This window comes from Rasiella rasia, from assembly GCF_011044175.1.
Taxonomy (GTDB): domain Bacteria; phylum Bacteroidota; class Bacteroidia; order Flavobacteriales; family Flavobacteriaceae; genus Marinirhabdus; species Marinirhabdus rasia.
The window spans coordinates 1193035-1209904 of the sequence record NZ_CP049057.1 but is presented as its reverse complement, the minus strand read 5'-3'; the positions used below and the strand labels follow the sequence as shown (position 1 = coordinate 1209904).

The 16870-nt window shown below is 39.6% G+C and carries 11 protein-coding genes; 2 read left to right on the top strand and 9 right to left on the bottom strand.

Annotation, left to right across the window (positions count from 1 at the left end; translation table 11 throughout):
- Window positions 1-39: 39 nt before the first annotated feature.
- From G5B37_RS05460 to G5B37_RS05445, 4 genes are read right to left on the bottom strand one after another with little or no spacing between them, the layout of a single operon-like run.
- Window positions 40-195, bottom strand: a complete 156-nt coding sequence (locus G5B37_RS05460; RefSeq protein ID WP_164679057.1) for an Arc family DNA binding domain-containing protein — start codon at window positions 193-195, stop codon at window positions 40-42.
- A gap of 19 nt (window positions 196-214) precedes the next feature.
- Window positions 215-1153: an alpha/beta hydrolase gene (locus G5B37_RS05455; RefSeq protein WP_164679056.1), complete on the bottom strand. Its 939-nt coding sequence runs from the start codon at window positions 1151-1153 to the stop codon at window positions 215-217.
- Window positions 1150-1653 carry a hypothetical protein gene (locus G5B37_RS05450; RefSeq protein ID WP_164679055.1) on the bottom strand — a complete coding sequence of 168 codons (504 nt, stop codon included), beginning with the start codon at window positions 1651-1653 and terminating at the stop codon, window positions 1150-1152. Before G5B37_RS05450 ends, G5B37_RS05455 begins: the two co-directional genes overlap by 4 nt.
- Before the next feature lie 23 nt (window positions 1654-1676).
- A complete protein-coding gene (locus G5B37_RS05445) occupies window positions 1677-2537 on the bottom strand; it encodes an SPFH domain-containing protein (protein ID WP_164679054.1) in 861 nt (286 codons plus the stop codon).
- 126 nt (window positions 2538-2663) lie between these two features.
- On the opposite strand from G5B37_RS05445, the gene G5B37_RS05440 reads away from it, so the two are divergent.
- On the top strand, window positions 2664-3443 hold the full coding sequence (locus G5B37_RS05440; RefSeq protein WP_164679053.1) for a S1/P1 nuclease: 780 nt from the start codon (window positions 2664-2666) through the stop codon (window positions 3441-3443).
- 2 nt (window positions 3444-3445) lie between these two features.
- On the opposite strand, the gene G5B37_RS05435 is transcribed toward G5B37_RS05440, so the two are convergent.
- Window positions 3446-3727, bottom strand: a complete 282-nt coding sequence (locus tag G5B37_RS05435; RefSeq protein ID WP_164679052.1) for a TIGR03643 family protein — start codon at window positions 3725-3727, stop codon at window positions 3446-3448.
- 298 nt (window positions 3728-4025) lie between these two features.
- On the opposite strand from G5B37_RS05435, the gene G5B37_RS05430 reads away from it, so the two are divergent.
- Window positions 4026-4289, top strand: a complete 264-nt coding sequence (locus tag G5B37_RS05430) for a hypothetical protein (RefSeq protein ID WP_164679051.1) — start codon at window positions 4026-4028, stop codon at window positions 4287-4289.
- Here the strand turns inward: G5B37_RS05430 and G5B37_RS05425 are convergent.
- From G5B37_RS05425 to G5B37_RS05410, 4 genes are all read right to left on the bottom strand, one after another.
- The gene (locus tag G5B37_RS05425; protein WP_164679050.1) at window positions 4279-4863 is read right to left on the bottom strand and encodes an alpha-ketoglutarate-dependent dioxygenase AlkB family protein; all 585 of its coding nucleotides are present in this window, start codon (window positions 4861-4863) and stop codon (window positions 4279-4281) included. The two genes, G5B37_RS05430 and G5B37_RS05425, sit on opposite strands and share 11 nt — an antisense overlap.
- 18 nt (window positions 4864-4881) lie before the next feature.
- On the bottom strand, window positions 4882-5232 hold the full coding sequence (locus G5B37_RS05420; RefSeq protein WP_318527367.1) for a DoxX family protein: 351 nt from the start codon (window positions 5230-5232) through the stop codon (window positions 4882-4884).
- A 163-nt stretch (window positions 5233-5395) separates the two neighbouring features.
- Window positions 5396-12370 (bottom strand): HYR domain-containing protein, encoded by a 6975-nt coding sequence (locus G5B37_RS05415; RefSeq protein ID WP_164679049.1) that lies wholly within the window; start codon window positions 12368-12370, stop codon window positions 5396-5398.
- A gap of 589 nt (window positions 12371-12959) precedes the next feature.
- Window positions 12960-16610 carry an HYR domain-containing protein gene (locus tag G5B37_RS05410; RefSeq protein WP_164679048.1) on the bottom strand — a complete coding sequence of 1217 codons (3651 nt, stop codon included), beginning with the start codon at window positions 16608-16610 and terminating at the stop codon, window positions 12960-12962.
- Window positions 16611-16870 lie beyond the last annotated feature (260 nt).

Below are 16870 nucleotides of genomic sequence, written 5' to 3'. Positions count from 1 at the left end.
TGACTGCAAAATACGTTTTCTATTTCAGAATTATAAATTTTATTTTTTTGGCAATCGTTTACCCTTTTTAAGCATTTCATGAAGCATCCATTCTATTTGACCATTGGTACTACGAAATTCATCTGCCGCCCATTTTTCAATGGCCTTCATGGTATCTTCGTTTACACGTAGCGCAAATGCTTTCTTCTTCGACATAATGTGTCTTGTACTTCGTTTATTTTTTTATAAATGCTACAATAGCCTCCATAAGCTTTGGAGAAATTGGTCTTTTGGGTTCGTTGTAAGATTTTTGATTTACCAAATCGTCATCGTCTGCTTTTAGTTCTTTCAAAATATGATTCATTGTCGCTATTACTGTATAAGTAGCTTCAGGTTTGGCAGCTTTAAGAATTTCGCCCTCTGAAGGTAGCACCTGTAAATCTTTATCTCCAGCTAGAATTAGTACCGGGATGTCTAATTTTTTTATTTCTTCGGAAGGGTTAAACTGCATCCAACTGCGAATAAAGGGTTGAAGACTTGGTCTAAATATAGACCCTAGCCCATCACTATAGTTAAGAGCAACACCGTTCACTCGAAGATCATCGAAAGCAGTTCGAGCATTGTCTTTTAACCCAGGCGCTTGTTTCGAAAGCTGATCTACAATAACATCGTCTATGCTGCGACCAGGTCCGGCAATAGATATAAAACCATCAACGTCATTTTGAGAAGCAATCATGCCTACAGTAGACCCTTGGCTATGCCCAATGACGTATATCTTGGAGAAGGCATTCGATCTTTTAAAATAGGCAACAACATCATTGGCATCCTTAATAAAATCATCGAAACGAATACTTTCTTCATTTATCGTACGATCTTTCATTTGCTTAATAATTCGCTTGTCGTATCTAAATGAAGCGATACCTTCTTTATACAATGCTTCTGCAAGGTATTTTAGCGAATTATTATGAATCATTTGCTGGTTGCCGTTTCGGTCTGTTGGCCCAGAACCAGCTATAATAATCACTAAAGCCGATTTGTCTGTAGTCTCAGGAGTTAGTATGGTGCCGTCTATAAAAGCACTTACACTTATGTCTTTTTTAATAAGGGTAGTAGTCTCTTGTGCTGTAACTACAGTACATACAAGTAGTAAGAGGAATACGATGTTGCGTTTCATACGTTTTTGTTTTTTGTGAATCGTTCTAAGATTTGTCTGGCTTCTTCAGGTTTTTGTGTGCCTACTAAGGTTTTCTTGCCACTGTTGAACACAATTTGTATGCCCATATTACCTTTGGTATTATACACTTTGCCATGCCCACTTAAAGAAAACTTATAGCCCCAGCCACCAAATTCTCTTAATGGGCTATACTTCCTAACGCGACAACTTTGAATTTCGTGCCAAGACGCAGTTCTTAGTTTTCTCTGGAAAGGCCAAAAACCATAATGAACACCTACGCTGTCTATCTTTGTTTCTAATCGAGTAGTGAATATCAATACGGTTATTGTTAGAACCAATACCACCGTAGGAATGCTAACAGCAAGAAAGTCTGTCATCTCACTAGGAGCAACTTTTGGATACGACATAGCCAAGGCGCCAATTGTAATCGCTACAGTGCTCATCATTAAAATGACAAGCCAAACCTGATTAAACTTTTGAGATTCGTGAAATAGACGCATGTTATCTTGTGTGAATTTAATGTTTAAGTGTTTAAGGTTCCGGTATTAACAACAGGAGATGCATCTTTGTCACTACATAAAATAACCATTAAGTTGCTAACCATTGCAGCTTTACGTTCTTCGTCTAAGGTTATAATTTCTTTTCGGCTTAATTCTTCTAAAGCCATTTCTACCATGCTAACGGCACCTTCAACAATCTTATGTCTTGCAGCTACTATGGCAGTTGCTTGCTGTCGTCTTAACATAGCGCTGGCAATTTCGTTGGCGTAAGCAAGGTATCCAATTCTAGATTCTAAGACTTCAATACCAGCTATATCAAGTCTTTCTTCTAATTCTTTTTCAAGCGCTTCATTAACTTCAGCCATGCTAGAACGAAGGGTAATGTCTTCGTCTGTGCCTTCGTCTGCGAAATTATCATAAGGATATTTACTGGCTAGTTCCCTTACTGCCGCATCTGTCTGTATACGTACGAAGTTTTCGTAATTATCTACATCGAACGCCGCTTTATGGGTATCTCTAACTCGCCAAACAAGAATGGTGCTAATAATTATAGGATTTCCTAATTTATCATTCACTTTTAACCGCTCACTGTCGAAGTTTCTGGCGCGTAACGATATTTTTTGTTTTATATAAAAAGGATTTACCCAGTACAATCCATTTTTTCTGATGGTTCCAATATACTTTCCAAAAAGTAATAAAACCCTAGAACCATTTGGGTTTACCAAAACAAATCCAGGAAGAAGCAAGAGAGCGAAGATGATGAGTGCTATAAACCAAGGAGACTTAGTGATAAAAATAGCAGCAATACCTCCAAAAAATAGAAGTAAAAAGACAAATAGCATTAGATAACCACTGGACGGATTAGAAACTTTTTCGTTGCTCATAGGAATTAATTTAAAGTGATATTAAAATGATATTAAACAAATATAACTTATTTTTTATGAAATTTCCAAATTAATTTTTGAGATGCTTTTCCGAAGTAATGCTATCTTTGTAGAAATAACATTAGTATGAAGGCCCTTATACAGATTACATTTCTTTTATTTATAGGCATACAGGTAACCGCAACAGAAGTAGATTGGGGAGTTACTGGTCACAGGGTAACTGGAGAAATTGCCGAGAAACACTTGTCTAAAAAAGCAAAAAGGGCGATTGATAAATTGTTAAACGGACAGTCGTTGGCATTTGTCTCTACCTATGCAGACGAAATTAGAAGTGATGATAGATACCAAGAGTTTGCACCTTGGCACTATGTAAATTTTGAGTTTGGGGGTACTTATGAGGCCAGTACGAAGAATGATAAGGGAGATATTTATATGGCAATTAATCGTTGTGTTGCTATTTTAAAAGATGATACTTCTTCCCAATCTGACAAAGTGTTTTATTTAAAAATGTTAGTACATTTTATAGGTGACATACACCAACCGCTTCATGTTGGTATTGCAGATGATAAGGGTGGAAACGATTTTCAAGTGAGATGGTTTAACGAAGGAACAAATTTACATGCGGTATGGGACACAGACATGATTGAACACTACAACATGTCTTATACAGAATTAACGGCTAGTGCTAAACGTTTATCTCCTCTTCAAGTTGAAGCTATTCAAAACAGCTCTGTTAAAGACTGGATGTATGAAAGTCGCGCGTTGTGCGAAACAATTTATAAGAATACTGAGGCTGGTGAAAAATTAAGCTATCGGTATATGTATAACAACTTCACAACTGTTAGAGACCAGTTGCAAAAAGGTGGGATTAGATTAGCTGGTGTGTTAAATGATATCTTCGGATAGCGTCACTTATTTGTCCGCTTTGAAATTTTGTTGTTTGAAATTTGTCGTTGCCTATTGCTTTTAAACGTATTCATTTCTGAAGCTCTTAATTTTGCATGCTTGGTAGATCTGCCTTGTACACGTTCTCTCCACATTCTAAAGCTAGACGGTTTCATTTCACGTCTCATGAGTTCAATTACTTCTTGTTCTGAAATATGAAATTGATAGGTGATGGCTTCAAAAGGTGTTCTATCTTCCCATGCCATTTCTATAATTCTGTCTAATTCTCTTTCGGTAAATTCCATGTTTAATATTTTATGTATTTGGTCGATTCCTGAATATGCTTTATCGAAAACACTTATAGTCAGTAGTTTGCGAGCATCGATTTTACGTTTTGCAATGTTTTTTTGAAGTACTTTTGCTTTCCCCCATTACTCAAATATAGTTTAATAGTATAGCTAATGTGTTTTCAGGATGAATAGATTCAGAAATATTACATACACCATTAGAGTGGTTACGGGGGTCATAATTTTGCTTCATGGACTACTCCGAATTATTTTTTTAGATACTTACATAGAGTTTGTTCTAACGCACTTTTATGATATGCTTCCTACAGAAACAGGATTGACTGTTGGAGCGTCATTATTTCCTTTTATTGAATTTTTTACAGGGTTACTTATTATAAGCAATGTAAATATTAAAAAATCTATACGTATTGCCTTTTGTATATCGCTGGTAATGATTTGCTTTATTATTGCAGATCAACTATACTCAAGGTTAATTTACCATGGAGTTATTATTGGGCTTTTAGTCTTTTTATGTTTCAAGGTAGATAAGAATCAGCAAACACCTACACTTAGTGTATGACCCGAAAGGTAAGGTTAATACGCGGCGCTACAATTTTCTTTGTCTTTGGAATTTGATGTTTCCAAAAGTGCTGCGTTTTACCTTTCATGACTAATAAGCTTCCGTGCTCGAGTGCAATACTGCGACGCAATGTGCCATCCCCTTTGTTTTTTAACTGAAACATTCTTTTCGCCCCCAGGCTAACGGAAGCTATTATCGGGTTTTTACCCAATTCTTTTTCATCATCACTATGCCAGCCATTGCTGTCTTTTCCATCTCTGTAGAAATTTAATAAAACACTATTAAAAGAAGTTTTTGTAATGCGTTCAACATTTCGTTTTAAAGCTGAAATTTCCGAAGTAAACGGCATTGCCTCCATGGTTAATGAACTATAGCTATAACGCTGTCCTTCATCACCATACAAGGCAGTAAGTCTAGGTTGGGCATACGTCTTGCCAAAAAGTTTAATATCATCCTGCCTCCATAAAACCGTATCCTTAAACACTGAAAAATAATCGGAGGCTTCTTTTACTGAAAGAAAATCTTTGTAGTAGACTATTTCTGCGTTCGGCAGATCAATGAATTCAATTTTCATGATGCTATAAAATCTGTGCTAGGTGTATAGATACGCCCAATAAATTAACACAAACTGAAGCGGAATACGCAATATAAGCACCCACTTAGGCAGTTTAAGCGCAGCTTTTTTTTCTTGAAGCATATATACATGAACGGTTAAAAAGAGCAGTAGCATGCCTATAATTGCCCAAGCAGCAATGCTTTGTGTTTCAGCATTGAGAAGAAGAAAGCCAAATGCCATTTCAGCCAAACCACTTATTAATACCAACGATGTGTGTGCAGGTAAGTAGGGTGGCATGATACGCACGTATAGTTTTGGTTTTTGAAAATGAAATGCACCAGCCACTATAAAAAGTAGTCCGAATACATATTGGTGCCATGGTAACATGATAAGGTGTCTTTAAGTTGTTGGATGCTTGCCACAAAGGAAAACTGATATTGTAAGGGCAACTATGAAATTTGGGTTTTTCATATGGTAAAAGTAAGGCTAAAAAATAAAACCCCTTCTTATAAGAGAAAGGGTTTTTATCACTTGGTTGGTACCGCTGTACTTACTCCTTTATAAACTGCTTTGTTAGTTGTTCGCTTTCTCCAATAATGACCATTAGATAGGTAGCGCTTGCCAACTCTGAAACATCCATACGGCGGTTATCACTGTTATCTGCCTTAAAGCTCTTTATAAGTCTTCCTGTTACATCATACAACTGAATTTTTTTCAATGGTATGTTATTCGGATTAGAAAGATTGATAAAATCGGTAGCTGGAATTGGATATAGTGAAAGTGAGCTTATATCATTTTCTTCTGAAATTCCCAGAATATCATCTACCGTTAGTCTAAAGAAACAACTCACCATATTTCCTGAAGGATCGGCAGCAGTAAACGTAATTAAGTATTCACCTTGTTCTAATAAGGTGCCCGCAACTGGATCTTGTTCTATTGTTGCCAAGTCGTCACAATTATCATTCACCGTAACATCTCCTAATGCAACAAAATCTGGCAGTACATACGGGCCAGAGCTAGTCACCGTCATGTCGTCAGGGCATGTTATAACCGGGTCTAAGGTATCAACAACATTTACTATGGCAGTACAGCTGTCTGTGGTGCCATTTCCGTTGGTCACGGTAAGGGTTACAGTAATTGGTGTTCCTACATCGCTACAATCAAAGGTATCGATGTCTAAAGTCAATCCGTTGAAACAACCTGCGCCCGTAGAACCAGCATTAATAGCTTCTGGAGTAATGGTTGCTGTTCCGTCTGCAGATAAAGGAACAGTAATATTTTGGCAAACCGCCACTGGAGTAGCATTTTCTTCTACAACGGTGACAATAGCAATACAACTGCTTACATTACCATTTACATCTGTTACCGTAAGTGTAACATCATTAGGTCCTACATTGCTGCAGTCAAAAGTGTCAATATCTATTGAGATATCATGAATACCACAAGCATCGAAACTACCACCATTTACGTCTTGTGCTACAATCGTTGCCATTCCCGCTGCATCTAGTTGTATCGTAATATCTTGGCATATCGCATCTGGCACCACGTTGTCTTCCACCGTAATTATAGACGTACAAGTTGCACTATTTCCGGAGGTGTCCGTAACGGTTACAACAATAGAATTTTCACCAATGTCATTACAATCAAAAGTATCTTGACTTAACGTAATAGAGGCTATTTCGCAGTTGTCTGTACTGCCTCCATCAACATCTGTTGGTAATACGGTGGCGGTTCCTGTGGCGTCTAGTTGCGCTGTAAAATCTTGGCATATTGCCATAGGTGCAGTATCTTCGGAAATTGTAACAATTGCTGTACACGAACTTGAATTTCCGTTAACGTCTGTATAGGTAACAGTAACGGTATTGCTTCCGATGTCGTCACAAGTGAAAGTTGTTTGCGAAACTGAAATTGAGGCAATACTACAGTTATCTGAACTTCCGCCATCTACGTCACTTGGTAAAATAGTAACACTATTTTCAGTGCCAAGCGAAACCGAAATATCCTGACATACTGCGGTTGGAGGAATAGTATCTTCTACGGTAACAGTTGCATTACAAGTACTCATATTTCCAGCGGTATCTGTTACTGTTAATGTAACTGTTTGTATTCCAACATTTGCACAGGTAAAAGTGTTGGGTGATACACTCATAGATGCAACACTACAATTGTCTGTGCTACCGCCATCTATATCTACTGCAGTAATCATAGCTATGCCTGTTGCGTCTAATTGTGCCGTAAAAGCTTGACATACTGCTGTAGGTGGCGTTGTATCTATAAGAACCACGTTAAACATACACGAATCTGAATTACCAGATGCATCAGAGGTCGTTAAGGTAATCACCGTGTCTGAAGTGATTACAGTTCCTGGTGCAGGTGATTGCATCACAGTGGGAGCAGCGTCACAAGCATCTGTTACGGTAGCTAACCCTGTATAGTCTGGGAGTGTAAACTCACAGTTGGCGTTAAGGTCTTCGGTTTGATCTGCTGGGCATGTAATTGTTGGAGCTGTAACATCCACAGGAATTACGTCAAACACACAACTATTTATATTTCCAGAGGCATCTTCAGCAAAAAGCGTTATTTGCGTTGTAGCTGTGATGATGGTTCCAGCAATTGGACTTTGCGTTACTATTGGATTTGGATCACAACCATCTGAAACGGTCGCTAACCCAGTATAATCAGGAAGCGTAAACTCGCAGTTGATGTCAAAGTCTTCGGTTTGGTCTCCTGGGCAGGTAATAGTTGGAGGTATTACATCAACAAGAATCACGTTAAACGTACACGAATCTGAATTGGAAGACGCATCTGTTGCGGTAAGCGTGATTATGGTGTCTGTAGTAATTACTGTCCCTGGCGATGGTGATTGCGTTACAGAGGGAGTAGTGTCACAAGTATCTGCCGTTGTCGCTAATCCAGTATAGTCTGGAAGTGTAAACTCACAATTGGCATCAAAATCTTCGGTTTGATCTGCAGGGCAAGTAATTGAGGGAGCCGTAACATCTTCAACGGTAACAACTGCTGTACACGAATCTGAATTTAAAGCGTCGTCAAAAACCGTTAGGGTAATATTTACAGGTGTTCCTAAATCTGCACAGCTAAAAGTATCCTGGCTTATCTGAAAATCGGTTACTGCACAATTATCTGTACTGCCTCCGTCTACATCGGTAGCAACTATAGTTGCATTTCCGGTAGCGTCCAGTTGAATGGTGATATTTTGGCAAACAGCTACAGGTGCTTCAATATCATTTACCGTTACATCAAAGCTGCACGTACCTATATTTCCAGAGGGATCGGTATAGGTAAAGGTATTTGTTGTTGTACCAACGGGGAATTCAGAACCAGCAGCTAAACCTGACGTTTGTGTAAGAAGGGTCGAGTTTTCTATTTCTAATACATATTTAAACGCAAAAGATGTGTCGTCCCAATCGTCCCACTCGCCACCGGCTAAAGTGTACATGTAATCTTGATTACCGCCGCTATTATTAGGTTGACCGGCTGTCCAATTGGTATAAGTCACAGGTTCACCATTGTGCCATTCAAAAGTACCTTCGGTAACTACATCGTTAAATCCGAATAGTGGATATGGTTCCAAATTTTTTCCTTGGATATTTGCTTCAAAAAAGGCATTCATTTCTGCCGATTCTATGGAAGCTACAAATCCGCCATTTGCGATAGCATCTGCAAAAGCATCAAGGGGAAGAAAGTTGTTTTGCGATAAATAGTATATTTTTTTATTGCTGAAACCAATAAAATCAAATCCGGGTAATTCAATTACTGCACAGTTTTCTGAAGCCAAAACCGTATAATCAACAGTGGCGCCGCAAGCACCCAAATCATTGTCTACAGTAATGTCTACGGGACAACTTATTACAGGATCTTCTGTGTCATCTACGGTGATGTTAAATGAGCAAGTATCTGTATTGCCATTTGCATCGGTGACTACAAACGTATTGGTAGTGGTTCCTATAGGAAATAAACTATTTGGGCTCAATCCAGCGGTTTGTATGGTGGTTTGGTTTAAATATTCGGAGCCATCAATGGCGATGATGGGTGGATACACAGTTGATGGTCCAAACACTCCTCCACAGGAGATATAACCAACGGCAGTTTCTGAAACATTATCAGAATGATAGCCCATAATAAAATCGGTCGATGCGGGGGTTTGTACTTCAATAATAATAGTAGCAGTTGCAGGTATAAATACGTTGAATGGAACATCTAAAATACCAGATGCAGCAGGTAAAGCGACTGTGTTTGTAGCATAAGGAGGAATTACATTATCAAGAGGTGCTGGATAGGACGTAATACCATTTGGAAGTTGATCTCCTAAATATATATTGACGGTTAAATTTTCAGTAGGATCAGCACTAAAAATACCAACTGCGATATTATTAATAAAATAGTCGTTAGTAACCCCTTCAGCGACTAAGTTATATACCCTAGCGTGACTTGAAGGAGTACTGAGACAATCTAAAGCGAAATTTATAATTTCATCCATTTGCGCCAATCGCTTCGGATTGGTTTGATTGCAATCTTCATTAGGAATAGGGAAAGGATAATCTACATAGGCGCCACAAAGACTAGGGTCATTTACCGTGGTAATATCTGCGGGGCAAACTATTGTTGGTGGCGCACTATCGGTAATTGTAACCGTAAAACTACAGGTGTCTGTATTTCCTGAGGTGTCAGTAGCGACAAAGGTGTTGGTAGTTGTGCCTACCGGAAAATTAAACCCAGAGGGTAGTCCAGCAGTTTGTTCAATTCCTCCTGTAAGTTCTAGTATATATCTTGCACCAAATCCAGCGCTAATATCTATCCAGAATCCGTCTGGGCGCATCCATACATAATTTTCAGTAGCCCCTCCATTGGGTTCTCCAACTAACCAATTTTCATACACAAAGGGAACGCCGCTTTGCCATTCAAACGTGCCTTCTGTAGTCACGTCATTTAAACCTATATAATAAGTTATACCGGGGGCTATAGCCTCAACAGATTGGTTGATGAGTAGTTTAGTTTCTTCATCAACAATGGCAGCTACATTTCCACCTTGTGCAATAGCATCTGCAAAAGAATTGGGCCCATCAAGAGAGCCGTCTGATAAATAATACGATTTCCCATTCTTTGAACCTAAAAACTGAAAGCCAGCGGGTGTTGCTGGTGTTACGCCAATATTGTCTGTTGCCGTTGGAAAAGGATATGTTATAGGATTGATAGCACAATCTCCGTTAATGTCTGCAGGGCAGGTGATCACAGGTGGGGTAGTATCTGGTATAGCTGGCCCTTCAAAAGCTCCGAAATCTACAGTGGCTGTTCCGTTACCGTCGCCATCTAAGATTCTCGTATTTCCGTTAAGATCGGTTGCTTGCATAACATCGCCATTGGTGCCAATATCGATGACAGGTGAGCCAGGTTGCAGGGTAAAATCGAATGCCGCAGGGTTTGTAAATAATGGATCCACATCAAACAGACAACAAGTCCCAACGAAACCACCACTTTCGAACAAACTATTACTTCCGAATTCAGTAATCATCGCTAAATTTAAAAGACCTATTGATTCTGAACCATTATTCCAAAATATATCGTTGATGAGGTTATAGTTTACATCCCCGGTATTATTAATGTATAGTGCAGAGCCATTGGTGCTTGCATTGTTTTGGGTAAAAGTAGTCCCAATAAGGTACAGGTCAAATACCGATGTGTTTGTTTGAAAATTCAGGCCCCCACCTGTAACGGCTGTATTATCATGAATAAGTACATTTTCTGTTCTGATATTTGAATTTACAATTGTAAACCCACCTCCTAGATTATCAGAGGTGTTAAAATTCAATACAGAATTAATAATAGCAACATTAACAGCGCCTGAAACATACAACCCACCTCCACTTTCAGAAGCAGCATTATTTGTAATAGTACAATTAATAATGGTGATTTGTTGTTGGGCATTGGTTGCATAGATACCACCACCAAGGTCATTGGTACCACCGCCGTTTGCATTTCCATCAACCACACGAAGTCCATCTAACAAGATTGTGGTTCCAGCGCTTACCATAGAAACCACGTGATATGAATTATCTGCAGAAGTTGCTGGAACGCCTATATCTCCACTCAAAATGGTAGGGTAGGTATTAAAATCTCGCGTCGCCAAATCGATAGCCCCATTGCTTGGTGAAAAACCACCGTACACATCTGTATTTCCAGGGATTTCAAAGCTAATAGTTCTATCTGTTGTTGCAGTTGGGAGGTAGGTGCCTTCTGCAATATAAATGGTGTCTAGTGCAGGGCAGTCATTAATAGCGATGATAGCATCCTGTATGTCGGTAAGCGCATTCGCCCAAGAAGAACCATCATTAGCTCCTGTTGCATTTTGGTCTACATAAACGATAGTACCCGAAATACTGGCACAGTCAAATGAAAGGTTTACCGTAAAACTGCATGTATCGGTATTGCCAGAGCTATCGGTTGCTACAAAGGTGTTTGTAGTGGTGCCTAACGGAAAATTGCTGCCAGATGGCAATCCGGCAGTTTGTGAAACGGAAACCGTACAGTCATCGGTGGCTGTGGGTACTGTGTAGGAAATGGGATTTAAAGAAGCGTCTCCCGTAATATCTGCTGGACAACTAATGACCGGATTTTCCACATCGGCTAAAAATGGAATGATATACACATCGAAATCTGCACCGTACACGTTTAGTAAATTTTCAAATCCAAAACCTGAAGTGAAAATATGGTTTGAGGCATCTGCTTCTCCTTCTGCTACGGTACATCCTGGTGGACCTAAGCAAGAAGTTATTACCACCAATTGATCGTCTGCATCACCTGCAAATATTTCAACTGCGGCATGGTATTGGGCCGTTGTAGGGATAAGCGGTGTGGTAAATGTAAGATTATAAACGCCAAAAGACCCTCCTCCTGGCACCCCTAAGGTAGTTGGCGAAAACCCTGCGGTTGACCCTAATAGCGCACCGGGTGCCCCAGAACCATTATCGTCATATAAACTAATCTGAAACGTCATGTCACCATCGGTATCAATCAAAGACCCTAATCCGATTTGAAGTCCGCCAATTTGCTCAACGCCAGGATTCGACGATGGGTAGCGTTCATATACTCCTTTTAAATCGGTCGGATTGACAAGGTTTGCCGGATCAGGTACTCCTGAAATCCATCCACCCCCAAATCCATAGGCAGTCGGCGTTGGCGTTGGCGTATCCCATTGATCTGATAAAAGATCGCATCCATCGGGATTTGTCGTACGGCTTCCGAAAGTTTGTACCGCCATTGGAGTGATGGTTTGCGCTTTCGAGGGGGCCAAATTACTAGTTCTGCTTTGTGCCATTTTAGTAATGTCAGCCCCAACAGCAGGGTTGCGCTTGTATGGTTGATTCGCGAATACTTGTTTCTGCAGCAATGGATTTTCAATGTTTTTGCTGCTAGAAGCTGATGGAAAGGTCGTGAGGGAGTTTGTTTCTTGACTCGTGCAAATAGCGGTTGAAATCGCCATAAGACAAAGCAAATAGATATGTTTCATTTGAAATTGGTTGGTAGTTGTACACGACAAAATAGGAATTTAACTTAAGAATAGAACTACGTGTTTATACGTAATTCATGTTTATTCGATAAAATGGTTTTTTTATAGGCTATCAGTCTAACTTGCTGAAAGTGAGTAAGCAATCTGACTGCTTGTGTTTTGATTTTTATAGAAATAATGAAATAGTATTGTATGTTTAATTTTCTTGTAATTACGCACAATAAGGTTGTTTATCTTTTACCTTTCTTAAATTTCTACACTTAAATTGTCTCTTTTAGCGCTCTGTTTACCAAATAATATTTCTTGATGTGAATTTATTTTTTCTCAATTAGTTTTCCGTTGGTGTTGTTGCCAACCTCGATGATTTAACTTTGGAAATCTCCTAAGTTATAGTTATCACCATCACTAATTAGCGTCATTTCATGTATAAGAGCCGTAATTTTTTGATTGTTATGGTAATCGAAGGTACATTAATATCCTAGGGGTAAACAGAACTGTAAGTTTCTCGGCAAGATGTGAAAACATAAAAAACCCCCTTCCTGCAAAGGAAGAGGGTTTCTTTATAATTGATTAAAATAATCTAAAAAGACTATTCTTTTATCAAACGTTTTACAACGCTTGCATCCTCACCTTCAATCTGTACGATGTACACACCAGAAGCAAGGTTCGAGATATCTATAGTGATTTCTCCTTGCATGTCAGAAAGGTTTGTTGTGTTTACCAACTTACCGTTAACGTCATACATGGTTGCTTTCTCTAATAAGATATTTGAGCTGTTAGCAATAGTAACCTGTCCTTGTGCAGGGTTCGGGTACATTGTGATTCCAGCATCTAGGTTGTTATCGTTAACACCTAAGATACTCTCTACAGTAAGTTCAAAAGTACAGCTACCTACATTTCCGTATTCATCTGTAGACGAAAGCGTCACAGTGTATACACCGTCAGGAATCAAGCTACCAGGAGCAGGATCTTGAGCGAAGATAGTAAGTGGGTCTGTACAGTTGTCTACCGCAGTTGCTAATCCGTCACCGAAGTAATCTGGCACTTCGTATAATTGGTTGTTAGCACCTGGATCTACAGTCATATCTCCTGGACATGTAACTTCAGGTCCAAGAAGGTCTACTACAGTTACAAAAGCAGTACATGCTGCAGAGTTTAAACTTGGATCTGCTACAAATACAGTTACTTCAATTGGAGTTCCTATATCTGCACATGTAAAGTCATCGATGTTTACAGCTGCTGTATCGAAGCCACAAGCTTCAAAACTAGCTGCCATGTCAATCATGTCAAACGGATCAAGCATTGCTGTTCCATCTGCACCTAACTCTAATGTAAAGTCTTGACAAACTAAGATAGGAGCAGTATCATCAATTACGTTGATGGTTGCTGTACACATTGAAGTGTTTCCAGCGGCATCTGTAACCGTTATGTCGTAAGTAGAGATACCTACATCATCACAACCTACTTCAAACATGCTTACGTCGCTACTTCCACCGCCTGTAGTATACTCAACAGTTCCGTTAAAGACACGTGGAGCGAAAATAGCTCCGAATGGGTAAATCACCGCACTACCTTCTAATATTTCCATGTTAGGGTCTGCAGCAAATACATCGCCTACAGCAGTTCCGGTAGTGTAATTAAACCCTAATGTAGCTGCTTTGTTTGGTGATGCGATATAGAATGCATGAGTTTCACCAGCTAAAACAGGGTAGTTTAATGCCAAGTTTAAAGATGTTGGTAATCCATCTCCGGCAGATACAACGCCAGGTGCATTTCCTATTAAGGTCCATGCAGAAGGATCTCCTTCAAAACCAACATGTGTTCCTAATTTAGCATACACTTCAATATCTAGTACTGCACCATCATCTAAGTTCACTTCAAAAGAATCGATAGTTGCATCGTTTAATGCATTAATATCAAACATCATACTTCTAATTCCATTTCCACCGGCAAAAGTTGTGGTAAGGGTATTAGCCATAGAACCACCAGTGCTTGGAGTAGTAGCTGTTACTGTACCACAGTTATCTGTTACACTAGACAATAGGTCGATTACATTTACAGTAGCCATACCGTTAGCATCTAAAACAACATCGAATGGTGGTCCTGCTGGTGCAAGGTACTCATAGGTAATTCCCCAAGCAGCTAAGACACCATCATCTCCCGCAGGGAATGTATCTGTTACAGTTAATGTCCAATCTCCTACTGTACTTAAGCCGTCGAAGGCAGCAAGTGGGTTGTTAGGGATAAACGAACCATTAATAGTAGGTACACCGGCATCGCACTCGTCTTCTACAGGGTCTGTAGCTTCGTCGTCCATGGTTGCTAAGATATCGGCACCTGCACATCCAAAGGCAGATGCAGGAACTCCTGGTTGGTCAACAATAACCACACTTGTTCCGTCAGGACCTGTAAGTTCTACAATTAAGTCACCTACCCACGCATGTGGAATATCAAGGTCTACATTAAGGTCTGTGATATCAAATTCATCAGTTACTGAAATTGTACTGCTCACAACTGGTGAAGTTGCATCAATTGTTAATCCTGGTGTTGCAGAAGCTGTAGCAGTTGTTGCCGTTGGAGCTCCTTCACAAGCAATTACAGGAGCTTCATCATCTGTTACGGTAACGTCCATAGTACAAGAAGCGCTTAAACCAGCAGCATCAGTATAGGTCCAAGTTACAGTAGTTGTTCCTACTGGGTAGAAATCTGAAGCATCGTTTGTACCATTATAATCGTTGGTTAGATTTGCAGAAAGTTCTTGGTAACTTAACTGGAAGTTATTTGTTGCACAGAACAAATCTACATCAGGATCTGCTTGTAACTCAAAATTAAGATCTGGACCAAATGTTGTAATCCAATTGTTCCAAGTTGCGGCGGATACAATAAATGAGCCTCCAAAATTAAGACTACAATCACCTTGCTGTCCTCCTGGATTAGAATATACAATGGTTCCGTCAGGACCTTCTAGGTCAAAAACTTCGGTAACAAATCCAAAATCACCGCTGTAGGTAACGTTAACATTTATATCTCCAGCAGCCATCGCTGGAGCTGTTAATGTGTACGGTGTGTCTGCTAAATCTCCAGCAACAAAAATCATATCTGTAATAGGTCCATCTACAACTGGGCTTGGAGGACTAGTTACTACAGGACAGTTATCCATAATAGTTGGTAACGGAACTGTAACATTTGCTCCACAAACACCAGCATCGTTTGTTTGCGTAATATCTGCAGGACATGTAATAGTTGGTGCTTCGTTGTCTAATATAGTAACGTCAAACGTGCACGTAGCAGTATTACCATCACTATCGGTAACAGAAAGCGTTACGGTTGTTGTACCTACTGGAAATACGTCGCCACTCTCAAAAGGAGTTGCTACAATGTCTCCAGAAATATTTCCATCTTCGTCATCTAGTGCTACTCCTAAGAAGTTAACTTGACCCCCGCATACACCGGGATCATTGTTCTCAACAATATCTGCAGGACAGAAAATTTCAGGAGGGTTTCCGCCAGAAGCAGCGTTAAAACGAATATCCATCGCTAAATCTGATGTAGCAGCTATACCACAAGTAGCTGGGTTATTCCATGTTGGGCAGCTTCCAGATATGAGCGCATCTGGATCTTGAAATTGAAATTGATTGCCATTACCATCGGTAGTTTGAACCCATCCCCATTGACCGAAGAGTCCAAAATTCATTATTGGCTGAATACTCAACCAATATGTTGTACCTGCGGTTAAAGCAGGAACGCCAGTTGGCGATAGTGTAAAGCTAGGGTTGGCTGGTCCAGCCACAGAGCCTGGAAAATCTTCAGTAAAAATAACCGTTGCTCCTGGGACTCCCGGCGCATCGTTGTAGATGGTCATTCTAATTGAAATAGAAGGATCATCAAGTGTGGTTCCTCCGCCAAAAAATGCTCCGGCAATATCTACTTCACAAATTATAGCATCTCCTCCAAGTGGAACAACAAAGTCATCTGCAGACTGAAGTGTGCTGTTTCCAAAATCTGGAAAAATTTGACTTGCAACAGCAGCTCCTGGAGCTGTATTGTTTAAGTAGTTTGGCAGCACATTATCACAGGCTACCATTCTATTTGCATTTCCTTCGAAATCGACTGTCTGATTGCTTGGATAGCTGTTAGTACTCATAGCTTGAATGCCAGAAGTGGTAGTTTGCGCAAATACGGGTGTCGTACCTACGAGTAAGGCCATAAAAAGCCCTACATAAAAAATAGTTTTTTTCATCTTAAAAATTAATTTATAGTTAGAGACACGAAAGTACCTAATTTGAATACTTGTGTGCATTATTTTAGATGAAGAGTATGAAAAAGTCGTTATATAACATCAGAATTAATGGTTTTAAAAAATGAAGAAAGAAAATTCGTATGAATTATTCTACTGAAAATGTAGCTTCATGTTGTTTTATATGGCGCATATTTATTGCTGTTATAAAAAAGCCCCCTTTCATCCAGATAGTTGTCTGGACAAAAGGGGGCTTGGTCTTA

Excerpts from the sequence above, each read along its gene's own strand:
- G5B37_RS05460 (WP_164679057.1), bottom strand. The coding sequence starts at position 195 with ATGTCGAAGAAGAAAGCATTTGCGCTACGTGTAAACGAAGATACCATG.
- G5B37_RS05455 (WP_164679056.1), bottom strand. The coding sequence starts at position 1,153 with ATGAAACGCAACATCGTATTCCTCTTACTACTTGTATGTACTGTAGTT.
- G5B37_RS05450 (WP_164679055.1), bottom strand. The coding sequence starts at position 1,653 with ATGCGTCTATTTCACGAATCTCAAAAGTTTAATCAGGTTTGGCTTGTC.
- G5B37_RS05445 (WP_164679054.1), bottom strand. The coding sequence starts at position 2,537 with ATGAGCAACGAAAAAGTTTCTAATCCGTCCAGTGGTTATCTAATGCTA.
- G5B37_RS05440 (WP_164679053.1), top strand. The coding sequence starts at position 2,664 with ATGAAGGCCCTTATACAGATTACATTTCTTTTATTTATAGGCATACAG.
- G5B37_RS05435 (WP_164679052.1), bottom strand. The coding sequence starts at position 3,727 with ATGGAATTTACCGAAAGAGAATTAGACAGAATTATAGAAATGGCATGG.
- G5B37_RS05430 (WP_164679051.1), top strand. The coding sequence starts at position 4,026 with ATGCTTCCTACAGAAACAGGATTGACTGTTGGAGCGTCATTATTTCCT.
- G5B37_RS05425 (WP_164679050.1), bottom strand. The coding sequence starts at position 4,863 with ATGAAAATTGAATTCATTGATCTGCCGAACGCAGAAATAGTCTACTAC.
- G5B37_RS05420 (WP_318527367.1), bottom strand. The coding sequence starts at position 5,232 with ATGTTACCATGGCACCAATATGTATTCGGACTACTTTTTATAGTGGCT.
- G5B37_RS05415 (WP_164679049.1), bottom strand. The coding sequence starts at position 12,370 with ATGAAACATATCTATTTGCTTTGTCTTATGGCGATTTCAACCGCTATT.
- G5B37_RS05410 (WP_164679048.1), bottom strand. The coding sequence starts at position 16,610 with ATGAAAAAAACTATTTTTTATGTAGGGCTTTTTATGGCCTTACTCGTA.